Origin of the sequence: Staphylococcus sp. CWZ226 (assembly GCF_018986355.1) — a bacterium.
Classification (GTDB): domain Bacteria; phylum Bacillota; class Bacilli; order Staphylococcales; family Staphylococcaceae; genus Staphylococcus; species Staphylococcus simulans.
In genome coordinates this window covers 1-14,591 of sequence record NZ_JAHMSB010000005.1, presented here as the reverse complement: position 1 = coordinate 14,591, position 14,591 = coordinate 1, and the positions used below count along the sequence as shown (strand labels likewise).

11 protein-coding genes are annotated in these 14,591 nt (G+C 36.1%); all 11 read right to left on the bottom strand.

What is annotated here, in order from left to right:
• Nucleotides 1–2: 2 nt before the first annotated feature.
• Nucleotides 3–2,375: an FtsK/SpoIIIE family DNA translocase gene (locus tag KRR19_RS05400; protein ID WP_216733520.1), complete on the bottom strand. Its 2,373-nt coding sequence runs from the start codon at nt 2,373–2,375 to the stop codon at nt 3–5.
• Nucleotides 2,376–2,607: 232 nt separating this feature from the next.
• Nucleotides 2,608–4,281 carry a ribonuclease J2 gene (gene rnjB / locus KRR19_RS05395; protein WP_002480721.1) on the bottom strand — a complete coding sequence of 558 codons (1,674 nt, stop codon included), beginning with the start codon at nt 4,279–4,281 and terminating at the stop codon, nt 2,608–2,610.
• 189 nt (nt 4,282–4,470) lie between these two features.
• On the bottom strand, nt 4,471–6,576 hold the full coding sequence (pnp, locus tag KRR19_RS05390) for a polyribonucleotide nucleotidyltransferase (RefSeq protein WP_002480720.1): 2,106 nt from the start codon (nt 6,574–6,576) through the stop codon (nt 4,471–4,473).
• Nucleotides 6,577–6,740: 164 nt separating this feature from the next.
• Nucleotides 6,741–7,010, bottom strand: coding sequence for a 30S ribosomal protein S15 (gene rpsO, locus KRR19_RS05385; protein WP_002480719.1), 270 nt, complete (start codon nt 7,008–7,010; stop codon nt 6,741–6,743).
• A 124-nt stretch (nt 7,011–7,134) separates the two neighbouring features.
• Entirely contained in the window at nt 7,135–8,109 is a 975-nt protein-coding gene (locus KRR19_RS05380) for a bifunctional riboflavin kinase/FAD synthetase (RefSeq protein WP_002480718.1), read from the bottom strand.
• Between the two features lie 14 nt (nt 8,110–8,123).
• On the bottom strand, nt 8,124–9,038 hold the full coding sequence (gene truB, locus KRR19_RS05375; protein WP_103363875.1) for a tRNA pseudouridine(55) synthase TruB: 915 nt from the start codon (nt 9,036–9,038) through the stop codon (nt 8,124–8,126).
• Between the two features lie 118 nt (nt 9,039–9,156).
• Nucleotides 9,157–9,669: a PepSY domain-containing protein gene (locus tag KRR19_RS05370; protein WP_241964951.1), complete on the bottom strand. Its 513-nt coding sequence runs from the start codon at nt 9,667–9,669 to the stop codon at nt 9,157–9,159.
• Nucleotides 9,670–9,703: 34 nt separating this feature from the next.
• A complete protein-coding gene (locus tag KRR19_RS05365) occupies nt 9,704–11,080 on the bottom strand; it encodes a sensor histidine kinase (protein WP_156666900.1) in 1,377 nt (458 codons plus the stop codon).
• A 2-nt stretch (nt 11,081–11,082) separates the two neighbouring features.
• Nucleotides 11,083–11,760, bottom strand: coding sequence for a response regulator transcription factor (locus tag KRR19_RS05360; protein WP_156666899.1), 678 nt, complete (start codon nt 11,758–11,760; stop codon nt 11,083–11,085).
• Nucleotides 11,761–11,773: 13 nt separating this feature from the next.
• Nucleotides 11,774–13,147, bottom strand: coding sequence for an SLC13 family permease (locus tag KRR19_RS05355; RefSeq protein ID WP_156666898.1), 1,374 nt, complete (start codon nt 13,145–13,147; stop codon nt 11,774–11,776).
• Nucleotides 13,148–13,149: 2 nt separating this feature from the next.
• Nucleotides 13,150–14,349, bottom strand: a complete 1,200-nt coding sequence (locus KRR19_RS05350) for a glycerate kinase family protein (RefSeq protein ID WP_216733518.1) — start codon at nt 14,347–14,349, stop codon at nt 13,150–13,152.
• Nucleotides 14,350–14,591 lie beyond the last annotated feature (242 nt).

The window sequence follows — 14,591 nt, the reverse complement described above, 5'->3', positions numbered from 1 at the left end:
CATTACACCTCACCATTATCTAAATCCACTAATACTTGTCGTGGTTTACTGCCTCGTTGTGGTCCAATCACTTGGTTGTTTTCTAAATCATCCATTAAACGTGATGCACGGTTGTAACCGATTCTGAATTGACGTTGTAAAAGGGATGTACTCGCTTTTTGCTGTTCGACAATAAATTGATAAGCTTCATCATATAGCGGATCTTCACTTTTCTTTTCTCCGCCCTCTGGTGTTGTACCAGGTTCCATTTCTTTAACATAATTCGCTTTTTGTTGATCAATTACAAAATTCACTACATTTTGAACTTCTTGATCACTTAAGAATGCACCTTGGATACGCGTTTGAATAGAACCGCCATTACCAAAGTACAACATATCCCCTTTACCTAATAGCTTCTCAGCTCCGCCTCGGTCGATAATCGTACGAGAGTCTGTTTGAGAGCTGACCGCAAAGGCAATACGTGATGGAATATTGTTCTTGATTAATCCCGTAATAACATCCACAGATGGACGTTGTGTCGCAATAATTAAGTGAATGCCTGCAGCACGAGCCATTTGTGTAATACGTTGAATCGCATTCTCAACATCTTTACCTGCAACCATCATCAAGTCAGCTAATTCATCTACAATTACGACAATATAAGGTAATAGAGATTGTATTTCATCTAATTCCTCATTTTGACGCTTCATATAGTCATTATAGCTTTCAATATTTCTCGTACCCGTATGTTGGAATAAATCATAACGACGTTCCATTTCCGCCACAATTTTCTCTAACGCTTGCGATGCTTTATGAGGATTTGTGACCACTGGAATTAATAAATGCGGAATACCGTTATATACATTCAATTCTACCATTTTTGGGTCAATTAGCATGAGTTTTACTTCATGTGGTTTCGCATTCAGTAAAATACTCGTAATGATACCATTGATACATACAGATTTACCGCTTCCGGTAGAACCTGCCACAAGCAAGTGCGGCATTTTATTTAATTCTACGCTGATAGGTTCGCCTGATATATCTCTACCCAAACCTACCTCTAATTTATTCTTAGAAGGGAATTTTTCATCTAAGACTTCTTTTAATGAAACTAATGCGATTTTATCATTCGGTACTTCGATACCTACTGCTGAACGACCAGGAATCGGCGCTTCAATACGCACATCTTTGGCAGCTAAAGCTAACGCAATATCATTATGCAAGTTGACGATTTTGCTGACTTTAACCCCTTGTGCTGGTTGTACTTCATATTGAGTCACTGCCGGACCGATTTTGATTTGGGTTACTTTCGCATTAACATTAAAGTTCTTCAATGTATTTTCAAGTAAGCGCCCTTTCTTTTGAACTTCAGCACGTGAAGTTGTTTTTTGTTTCACTGGTTCATTCAAAATTGAAAGTGGCGGTAATTGATAGTCTGAATTTTCAACTTCACCCGCTTCAGAAATACTGCCCATATCTTCAGATGATTCTGTTGATTCATTTGTTTGTGTTTGTTCTACCAACTGATGTTTTTCACGTTTTCTTTTAGGTGCAGGTTCTGCTTGAGGTTTAGGTTCTGCTGGTTTTGGTGTCTCTTCTTTTTGATCATCACCGAAAATCGGAATCGCAGCTTCTTGCTTCTCTGGTTCTGACATGGGAACTTCTGTAAAGTCGCTGACATCCTTCACTTCTTCTTGTTGTGCACGCTCTGCTGCTTTTTCTTCTTTACGGCGTTGTTTTTCTTCTGCACGCTCAGCTTGACGTGCTTTACGTTCTTTTCTATGTACTGCTGCTTTTTCACTGCCTGATTTTAATTTCTCTAAGAAAATTTTAGCCACATCACGATGACGTTGTTTAGATAATAAAATAAAACTAGAAATAAAAAGTAATATTGTTAAGATGACAACGCCGACAATGGATACAAGCGGTATAGAGAAATGAACTAAATAATAACCAAGCACCCCGCCGCCGAAATTCGGAAAATGGGTTTTATCATATTGACGATACACATAAGAAATAACAGGTTCACGGTCGCCCGCCGCACCTTTCGTAAAGACTAAATACAACTGTGTCGCAAATAACAACGCAACTTGTAACACAATTGAACCTGTTAATCTTCTAGTTTTCGGCAACTTGCCGTTATAAGCTAAAAAGCCTGATGCTAATATAACGAGAATGTAGGTTAAGTATCTACTATAGCCAAACAAGTAATTGAAAAGGGTATCAATTACTCTTCCGATTATTCCTAATTGGAAGGCACCTAGAACAACAAGCACTACCGTAATAATCGCAGCAATATAGCGTAACGGTGCTTCATTTTGTTTTTTCTTTGTGGTTTTTCTTCTTGCTGTCGTTTTACGTTTCGTATTTGTTGTTCTTTTCTTTCTTTGTGCCAAAACATACACCTTCTTTTCCATAAAATATGTCTTAGTGAATATGTATTATGCGTACAGACAAACTAAGGTGCCTATACGCACACATGCTAAACTTACTATCCTTCTATTTTAACATTTAACGTATAGACCACATAGTTACACATGATTAAAATATGAGCTATACGATGAAATGCTATGGTACGCATGTTTGCACACCATAGCATTCTTGTATGTTAATCTTGCATACTTTTAATTAAACTTCAGAAATAATTGGGATAATCATTGGACGGCGTTTTGTGTTTTCAAACAACAACTTGCTGATTTTATCACGCATATTTTGCTTGATTTCAGACCATTCAATACGACGTTCTTGAAGACCTTGTTCCACTATCTCGCGTACTTTTTCTTCCGCTTCTTTCAACAATTCTTCACTTTCTCTGACATACACGAAACCACGTGATTGAATTTCAGGTCCTGCCGCAATTTGTCGGTTTTTCGGATCTAAAGTCACAACCGCAATGAAAATACCATCTTCTGCTAATAAATGGCGGTCACGTAAAACGATATTACCGACGTCACCGACACCGATACCATCAATCAGTACGTTACCTGATTCTACTTTTTCATTTAAAATCATATCTTCGCCATCGAAGTTTAAGACATCGCCTTTTTCAGCTAAGAAAATCTTTTCAGGTGCTACACCTGCTTCAGCCGCTAATTTTGCATGGGCAATCTGCATTTTGAACTCGCCTTGGACAGGGATAAAGTATTCTGGCTTCATGATGTTAATCATCATTTTGAGTTCTTCCATGCAACCATGACTTGATGCGTGGATTTTCTTATTATTTGGGATGATATCTGCTCCGGCACGTGCTAATTCATTTAACGTGTCACCGATAATTACTTCCATGTTAGCTGACGCTGTCATGGCTAAGAAGACTGAATCGCCTTTTTCGATATTCATAATTTTATGCTTTTGACGCGCCATTTGGTTCAATGCTTCTACAGGTTCTCCTTGCATACCTGTCGCAATAATTACCACTTCATTTTTCGGATAATTTTTAACTTCATTAATAGGAATTAATAAGTCTTTTGGAATATCAAAGTATCCCATTTTACGTGCAATATTGAATGATGTTTCTAGTGAACGTCCTAAGAATGAGACTTTACGATTCAATTTGCAGGCAATATTTAACACTTGTTGAATTCTGATAAAGTTTGATGCATAGCAAGACACAATCAATCTGCCATTCACTTTTGTAAATGCATCTAACATATGAGATTCAATCACATTTTCAGGTGTGTTGTAACCTGGTTTCTCCGCTTCAGTCGAATCACTGATTAACGCAAAGACACCTTCGTCTCCGATTTCAGTCATTTTCTTAAGATCTGGCGCATAGTTGCCTTGTAAACTTTGGTCAAATTTAAATTCACCAGTATACACAATTGCACCATATGACGTATGAATCGTTACACCTAAACTATCTGGAATACTATGTGATGTATTAAAGAATGAAACATTGACATTTTTAAAGCGCATTACAGATTCATTGTTGACTGTATAATATCTGACTTTCTTATCAATTTTACGTTCTTTCATATATTCTTTAACAAGTGCTAATGTCAATTTAGAACCATATACTGGTGCGTCAACTTTTTCTAAAACATAGCTGACTGCACCAATCGCATGCTCATGTCCATGCGATAAGAATATACCTTTTAATTTATCTTTATTTTCAATGACATATTGAATATCAGGAATTACAATGTCGACACCCAGCATTTCGTCTTCTGGGAACATAAGACCTGCATCCAACATAAACATTTCATCGTCAACTTCAACGATATACATATTCTTCGCAATTTCACCCACGCCGCCAAGCGGGATGATGCGAATATCATTATTCTTTTTCTTTACTAAATTCAATTTTTCTCCTCCTATTTATAATCCCCGACCATATAAGTATTCACTCTATATTATAAGTTAAAATCTTTTTAATGTACACTAATGAATCCATAGGCCAGCACGATGTTAAACCGTACATATGTATAAAAGAATGCTTGTGAAGCAACATCAAGTTGTACAAGCATTCTTCTTATTCAATCTCATATTCTATTAGTTTTCTTTATTTAATAATACACGGTGAGATGCATTCACACGGCCTTTACTGTCAATTTCAGTTACTTTAACTTCAATTGAGTCGCCAAGTTTCAATACATCTTCAACTTTATTGATACGCTCATTCGCAATTTGTGAGATGTGTAATAACGCATCAGTGCCTGGGAATAATTCTACGAACGCACCGTATTTTTCAATACGTTTAACTTTCGCATTATATGTTTGACCCACTTCTGCTTCACGTGTAATTTCTTCAATAATTTCACGCGCACGATTGATCATCGCTTGATCTACTGCACCGATAAAGATAGTACCATCTTGTTCGATATCCAGTTTAACACCTGTTTCATCAATGATTTCATTGATTTTCTTACCGCCAGGTCCAATAACATCTCTGATTTTGTCTGGTTTGATTGTCATTGTTTCAACTTTAGGTGCATACGCACTTAATTCTGGTCTTGGTTGATCGATTGTTTGAAGCATGTGTTCTAGAATTGTTAAACGACCGACACGTGCTTGTTCTAAAGCTTCTTCAATGATTTCTCTAGTTAAACCATCGATTTTGATATCCATTTGGATTGCTGTGATACCATCTTTAGTACCGGCAACTTTGAAGTCCATGTCGCCTAAAGCATCTTCCATACCTTGAATATCTGTAAGAATTGTATAGTTATCATCGCGTGTTACAAGACCCATCGCAATACCAGCAACTGGTGCTTTGATTGGTACACCTGCATCCATTAAAGCAAGTGTAGAACCGCAAATAGATGCTTGTGATGATGAACCGTTTGATTCAAGCACTTCGCTGACAATACGTACTGTATATGGGAAATCTTGTGTGTCAGGAATGATATATTTCAAAGCACGTTCGCCTAATGCACCGTGTCCGATTTCACGACGACCTGGTGCACGAACTGGACCTGTTTCACCTACTGAGAAGTTCGGGAAGTTATAGTGATGCATAAAGCGTTTTTCAACTTCAGGTCCTAAACCGTCAATTAATTGATATTCGCTTAATGCGCCTAATGTCAATACAGATAACGCTTGTGTTTGACCACGAGTGAATAAACCTGAACCATGTGCACGCGGTAATAAACCGACTTCAGATTCTAATGGACGAATTTCATCTGGCTTACGCCCATCTGGTCGTACTTTTTCATCCGCGATTTGACGACGGACTTCTTCTTTTACTAAATCATTTAAGATTGCATTTACTTCAGCTAGTAACGCTTCGTTTTCCGGATCTTCTTCATCTTCGAAAATCTCAATAATTTCGTCACGAACTGCGTCGATATTTTCTTCGCGTTCTTTTTTATCGAATGTTTGAATTGCTTCTTTCAAACCTTTTTCTTGTGTTAATGCAGTTACTTTTTCTTCTACTTCTGCATCACGTTCAACTGGAATAAATTCTGATTTCTCAGGTTTAAGGTAATCAATAATTTCCTCTTGGAACGCTACTAAACGTTTGATTTCTTCATGACCGAAGAAAATTGCATCTAACATTTCTTTTTCAGTAATCTCGCTTGCGCCTGCTTCAACCATGTTGACTGCGTCTTTATGGCCTGCAACTTCTAAATCTAAACGAGATTGTTCTTTTTGTTCTACAGTCGGGTTGATCACATATTGACCATCAACATAACCGACATTTACCCCTGCAATCGGACCTTGGAATGGGATGTCTGATACACTTAATGCCATTGATGAACCGATCATTGCTGCCATTTCTGGTGAACAATCCGGATCAGCACTTAACACGATATTCATGATTTGAACATCATGGCGGTAACCTTTAGGGAATAATGGACGGATTGGTCTATCGATTAAACGCGCAGTTAAAGTTGCTTCGTCAGCCGGACGACCTTCACGTTTTTTAAAGCCCCCAGGAATTTTACCTGCTGCATACATTTTTTCTTCATAGTTAACTGTTAATGGGAAGAAATCTCCATCACGCGGTTCTTTTGATGCTGTCGCAGTAGATAATACAACTGTATCCCCATAACGTACGAGTACCGCACCGTTTGCTTGTTTTGCCATCTGCCCAGTTTCAATTGTTAACGGACGGTTTGCCCATTCGGTCTTAAACACTTTCTTGTCTTGAGACATTAGGAATCTCCTTTCTCTTACTACCTCTTTTACATTAATAATTCTATCATATCATTTACATGATTATTTTTATACGCACATTCGTATCTAAGCTATAAAAAAAGGAAAGCAACCAACGATGGTCCTTTCCTCTAACTGGTATCAGCGTTTTACTTAAGAAAAGATTAACGACGGATACCTAATGATTTGATTAATTCACGGTAACGTTGAATATCTTTTTTACGTAAGTAGTTTAATAAATGTCTACGACGACCTACCATTTTTAATAAACCACGACGTGAATGGTGGTCTTTTTTGTGTGTACGTAAGTGTTCGTTTAAAGCATTGATTTCTGCAGTTAATACTGCGATTTGTACTTCTGGTGAACCTGTGTCTGTTTCGTGTACACGATATTGTTTGATTAATTCGTCTTTACGTTCTTGTGAAATTGCCATTGTCAATTTCCTCCTTTAATAATTTAGTCTCCCCAGTCTGAGTCAGGCGTCGGAGTATCGACCTGCCAAGAGTGAGGACTGTTTTTAATCTTGTTTTGATTACCACATGTGTAATCATTCCGACCTAAATATTATAAGATACTTCATCACCGAAATCAACCGATAATAAATATTTCGCTTGTTCTTTATCTTTATTCATTTGTTCTACAAGCGGATCAATACCATCAAACTTGATTTCCGGTCTTAAATAGTGGTGCCAAAAGACAATCACACGTTCACCATAAATATCTTCTTCAAAATCAAAGATATTCACTTCAATCACGACATGTGATTTCTTAGGATCATGAAATGTCGGTTTCACACCCACATTACATACACCTCTATAAATACGTTGTTCTGTACCGATAGCTAAGCTGACTGCGTACACACCTTTTTTAGGTAATACATAATCGTCGCTCGGTTCAATATTTGCTGTTGGGAACCCGATTGTTCTGCCACGTTTTTCACCTTGGACTACTGTTCCTTTGATGCGGTAACGATAGCCTAGTTCATCATTTGCTTTCTGCAAGTCGCCTTCTTTTAATGCTTTTCTAATTTCAGTTGTTGATATTTTCTCTGAGAACATTTCTTGTTTGCTCACAATCGTTGTATTAAAGTGTGTTTTTAATTCTTGGAGTACAGACATATTGCCTTTACCGTGTTTGCCGAATGTAAAATCAAAGCCTGCAACGACTTCTTTCACATGGTTTGCGATTAAATATTCGTTCACAAACTCATCAATCGAAACATCCGCAAATTTAGATGTGAAATTCACAATAATAACATAATCGATGTTATATGATTCTAAAATTTCGATTTTATCACTTAACGGCGTTAAATAATCCGTTCTTTTTTGTTTAGGATTCAATACAACCGATGGATGGGGATCAAACGTCATAATCGCTTTTTTCAAATTACGTTTTTTCGCAATCTCATTTAAAGTATGAAAGACTTGCGCATGCCCTTTATGCAAGCCATCAAAAAATCCCAATGCCATCGCAACGTCTTCTTGTATATATTGCTCAGGTTGAATTGGATGTGTAACTTCAATTACTTTCATTTTGCGATGCTCCTTTAGTTAAATACCTTTTTAGGTTTGATTTCATTCGGTTTCTCAGCGTGCGGAATATAAAGTGCTAACGCTTTTTCTGTTTCTTTATCTTCCATCACTGTTACTTCATCAATCGCTTCAGAAAATTCATTTTTATAAAATTTCTGTCCATTTAAAATACGTTTTTTGATGTTCGGGTCGTCAATTTGAATATGAGGCAACCCTTTCAAACCATATTCTATCGGAAATAGCTTTTCCTGTAATGCTTCTTGCTTATATAATTCATCAATTTGATCCAAAGTTAAACTTTCATCGATAGAAAAGCCGCCGCTTTCTACACGTGTTAATTGAGACATATGTGCCGGATAACCTAATGCTCTGCCGATATCAGTTGCTAACGTTCTGATATATGTCCCTTTCCCACAACGTATAAATATATCAAATGAACATGTGTCATCTTTATACCGAATCTCAGAATTACGTTCAATTTCATAAATGCGCACTTTTCGTTTAGGGCGCTCAACTGTTTCATTATTACGTGCGTACTCATAAAGCTTACGTCCATTCACTTTAACAGAAGAATACATCGGCGGAATTTGTTCAATTTCACCTACAAATGATAAAATCGCTTCATCAATTTTATCAGCTGTTAAATCTTTACTGACTGCTTTCGTTTCTAGCACCTCTCCAGTTTGGTCTTCAGTAGTTGTACTCACACCGACCGTAACCGTTGCTTGATATGCTTTACCCATTTCCATGATATAGTCACTGACTTTAGTGGCACCACCGACACAAATCGGTAAAACGCCATTTACTTCTGGATCTAATGTGCCTGTATGTCCTACTTTTTTAGTATGTAAAATTTTACGCAATTTAAATACAACATCATGGCTTGTTAAACCACGTTCTTTAAATACAGGTAAAATACCCTCCATCAACTACACCTCTTCTCTCTGTCATACCTCTACTATTTTACAATAAATTCAAAATGAAATATAGGCAAAGAAAATAAGCAGCTGTTGAACGCATATAACCCTTCAACAGCTGCTTATATTTTTAATCATCAAAATCATCATCGTCGTCATCATCTTTAATTTCGAACCATGACACAGACAGTACTTTTTTATTGAGGGCATTCACTTTAATTACTGCGCCTTCATCATCGTCTACGATTTGTTGAACCGTATAAAAAGGTGGATTGTGCTCTTTTTCTAAATCAATATAAACAAATTGACCTGGCACTTGATGTTGTGCGACTGCTTTTGCTGTTTCTTCTGAAATATAAGGTGTCTCTTTCTTCTTAGTTGCTTTTTCTTGCTGTGATTTAGACTTAGTCGGTTGTTTGACTTTTACTGTATGGACATTTTTAATTGCGCCGTCTTTTTTATCCACTTCTAAATCATACTTCAACCCTTCATCTAACAATTTTACTTTATAAGTTGTTTTTGCTTTGTTCAAAGAAATAGATTGAATTTTGCCGTCATAACGATCATCTACTAGTTGTTTAACTTCTTGTTGGGTGTAGTCGTGTTGCGTGGACTTGAAATAAATCACTGCACATAATATCACTATCAATATACAAATAATGACTATCAACAGTATTTTAATCATCTTTTTGAGCACCATTTGAAGTCACCTTTTCTATAATCAAAATAAACGTTGTGCCAACATCAAGCACACTTTGTACTTGAATTTCTATGTCATTACGTTTGGCTAATTCAAACGCGATATAGAGTCCTAAACCAGAACCCCCAGATTGTCTTGCTCTTGCTTTGTCCACACGATAAAATTTATTGAAGATCTGTTCTAAATCTTCTGGTGGAATACCAATGCCACGATCTGAAATATTCACGTTTATGTGCGTTGGATGTTCTGTCGCATGTATCATCACATCATCTTGACTGTACTTAATCGCATTATCTAAAAAAATTGTCATCAACTGTTTGAACTGATCTTCATTCACAAATGCACGTGCAGTATTATCACAGTGAAATACAATATCTCTATCATATGCATGTGCGAAACGTGAAGCCTTATGCTCTAATATTTCATTTAAATCAACAGATTGCCGTTCGGCCTGTTGATTACTGCGCTCTACTTTAGCTAAATCCAACATTTGCTCAGTTAAATATTTCAGTCGTTGTGCTTCATCGCTGATCGCATCTATACTTTCATTTAAAATATCTTCTCTAGTTTTTCCAAACCGCTTCAACATCTGACTATAAGAATTAATCACAGTAATCGGTGTTTTCAATTCATGAGAAGCATTGGATATAAATGCTTGCTGCTTTTCATCATGTTCCTTTAAATTTTCCATCATATCATTATATGTCTGAGTTAATGCTTGCAACTCTTTAGTATCCTTTTGATTAATATCCATAATGACATAATGATTCGTTTCAATCGTCTTTTTCATTTTCTCAATCAATTGATTTATCGGTTGTAAAATAATTTGAGTCAGTAATCGATTTAATAAAAAGACAATCAACAAAATAAACAATGTAGAAAGTGTTAAAACGACTTTTAAAATATCGTATTTACTATATTTGAAATCGATATTCTCAAAAATTTGTAAATTACTGACTTCTCCATCTTTCCAAACGAGCGGAATACTGACTAAGATAAAATGATGCCCTTTTTTATAAATAGCCTTTTTATATTGTTTATTTTTATACGGTTCACTTAAATCTTTATATTTTGGATTAGATGTGACTTGAAATTTACTATCATCATCTTTACCTACAATCGCAATATAACCATCAGTTAAAATCAAACTTTGCAATACTTTTTCTTTGTCGTTATGATTTTCTTTGGCCTTTCGTAATTCCTCCATCGTGCTGATTGCTTTATCTTCTAATTGTGCGGTTTCCGCATTTAACGAAGTGGTACGATAAATAAAATAGATCGTCAAATTAGTAATAATGACAACAATCGCAATCATCAAAGTGATATAAATTTGAAGTTGTGTTCCTAGTTTCATAACTAAGCTCTCATCATATAACCGATACCTCTGACACTTGATATAATTGAAGTATCAGACGTATCTAATTTCTTTCTTAAGTATCTGACATAAACATCTACAACATTCGTATCACCTACGAAATCATAACCCCAGACATACTCAATGATCTGCGCACGATCTAAAGCAATGTTTTGATTGGTCATAAAATAATACAACAAATCGTACTCTTTTTGTGTGAGTTCGACTAGACTGCCATCGACAAAAACTTCTCTAGATTGTGGATTCAATTCGATGTGATCATGTGTTAAAACTTCAACAGCTTCTTTTTGATTTAATTGCTGCTGTTTTAAATGTACACGAATACGTGCTAATAATTCTTCAATTTCAAATGGCTTAGTCATATAATCATTTGCACCAGAATCTAAACCGCTGACTTTATCCATGACTTCATCACGTGCAGTTAACATAATAATTTTAATATAGTCATCATCATTTCGAATACGTCTGAGCACTTCTAATCCATTTAAATCTGGTATCATCACATCAAGTAAAATCAAATCAATCTGACGTTCTTGATAAAGTTGTAATGCTGCTTTACCAGAATGCGCTATACAGACATCATAGCCTGCATAATCCAATTCTAGTTCAATGACGCGTGCTATTTTCTCGTCATCTTCCACAATTAAGATAGTTTCCACTTTCTATTCACTCCTATTTCAATGCAAGCCCAACATATTGCCAATAAACATAATACATCACAATCATGGTAAGCATATATACTGGCATGATACCTAAACTTAAATACATGAGCTGTTTAATTGTAAATGGTCTTTCTTTATTCTCATAAAACAATAACAAGGCTTTAGAACTGACTGGAAAAGTTAAGCAGTAGTTCGTACCGATCAGCGCAATAAATACAACTGCTGTCAGGTTTAAACCAAACATTTTACCAAAAACAATCAGTAATGGAATAAAGACGACTGCACGTGTTGTATGACTTGTAATATACAAGTGAGAAGTCACAGTCAATACTACAATAATCACTAGCGGCACAAATTCATTTACCAGTTTGACATGATGCATCACTTGATATAATTGATGTTGAATGACATCGAGCACTTTATATTTCACCAATAGATTGCCAAGTGCAGTCGCACCCGCTACAAAGAAAATTAAGCTCCATGACACTCTGTTAAATGCTTCACGCCATCCGATCAAATCAACTTTAGGCATAATCATAATCAAGCTCATTAAAATTGTCACAAAGGCAATATCGAAGCCATGCAGTGGTTCAGTAATCCAAAGTATCACTGTCAAACTAATGAGGACTGCTGCTTTTTTCTCTTTTTTAGTCAATGGTTGTTTTTCATATTGTATTATATTTTCTGTTGAAATCTTTTCAACAGGCTTCATATAAAACTTTTTTATCATAAATAAGCTTATTATTGCAATAATTATCCCAAATGGAAAGCCCCATAGTAAGAATTGAAGATAAGAAATAGAACCATCTGTTTGATTTTCAAGTAGCCCAATCCCAATAATATGACTGCCTGCACCGATTAAAGATAAGTTTGTTCCCATCAAAATTAACACTGGCATCAATATGCCTAAATACTGACGATTTGAATTAAAACGATTGCCAAATGCTTGATATACAGGTAGAAGTGCTGCTGCACGACCTGAAGTAGATGGAATAATTAAAGATAAAATTTGTACTAAGATAAAGACAAAGATATTCATACGTTTCCCAGACGTACACTTCGCTTCAATCCAGCGAATCAAACGATCTAATAAACCACTGGTTTCCACTACGCCACCAATAATAAATGCGCCAATCATTAACCAAATCACATGTTCTTCTAATGATTGATACAAAATATCTTGCGGCATACCGAGTAAAATACCTAAACATACAACCAACATCGCAGATAACCCTGCTGGCATTTTACTAAAAATAAATAGTCCTAAAGATAACACAAACAAAGCCACACTCAATTGTCCTAAATAGGACAAATTTGTTTCTAAAAACAGCCATAGCGTGAAAATAAGATAAAGAATGGCTGCGATTAATTTAGAATAACTCATCTTTAAAGCACAAAATGTCTTTGTTTAGTTGTGTGTGTTTGTGACTTTGTTTGATTCATCTTCATACCGATTTGAATTGAGTGATATATATTTCGTGCACATTCCTTTAGCCATTTTGATGCATACTCAATAGAATCATCTAAACTTGAAGGCTGTTTAATAATGCTGTGAAAGGCATTAATACCACTTTGATAATTAAATTCCGCATCTTGACCGATTGTGCCTGCTAATGCAATCACAGGTGTATCATATTGTTGAGCAATTCTCGCTACTTCAGCAGGAATTTTTCCGTTTGGCGTTTGGAAATCTAAACACCCTTCTGCTGTGATGACTAAATCAGCTTGTGCAATAACAGGTTCAATATGCAAGTACTGTTGAATTAATTCAAAACGTGGATGCAATGTAGCGTTCGCAAAAGCGATTAACCCTGCACCTAATCCACCAGATGCGCCAGAACCTTGTTGATAAGCAACTGACTCACCTGTTGAACGTTTTATTAAACGTGCCAAATGATCAAGGTTATCCGATAAATGTTCGACTTCTTTTGGACTTGCACCTTTTTGTGGACCGAATACTTTTGCGACACCTTTTGGTCCACATAAAATATTCGACCAATTCACTGCTACATCTATAGGTGTATTTAATACACGCGGATCAATATGAGATAAATCCATATCATGAATACGGTCAATTTCACCTCCGCCATGGATAAATATTGTTTTACCTTTATAATCTTTGAAACGTGCACCGATTGCTTGTGCCATGCCGACACCGCCATCAGATGTTCCCGAATCACCACAGCCGATTAAGATACGTTCAGCGCCATGATCTAATGCGTGGATAATTGCTTCACCTACACCGTATGTAGAAGTGTGAAGCGGATTTCTCTGGTTGCTAGGCACATGTCTTAGACCCGCAATTGCGGCCATCTCAATTACCGCAACTTTTTGTTTGTTTTCATAAAACATACCATAAAATGTTTTGCGTTTTTGTCCTAATGGATTTTCTGCATTTAAATGATAAAGCTGACCATTTTTAATTTGCGTGATAGTTTGCGCAAATCCTTCGCCTCCATCCACCATGGGAATCACTTGAATATTTAAACTTTCATCTGCTTCATGCAGACCTTTTTGAATTGCTGTACCGACTTCTGCTGAACTCAAGCTTTCTTTAAAGCCTGAGGGTATCACTGCAATTTTCATTGTTATAACCTCCTAGTAAAAATCCTTATCGCCTATGTTAAGGAGGTTAAGTTTGTAAAGAATTAGAGAATTATTAGAATTCAATTAAAAAAGCAGCTATGCACTTGCATAGCTGCCCAGACCGTAGACAAACTACCGTTATAACTTGAAAAAGTGTAACGGTAGTTTATTTTTTTTATGAAATTTTCGAAAATATGTATAAAAATCTTTATAATAGAAGTCCTCACGGACTCTTATGTAAG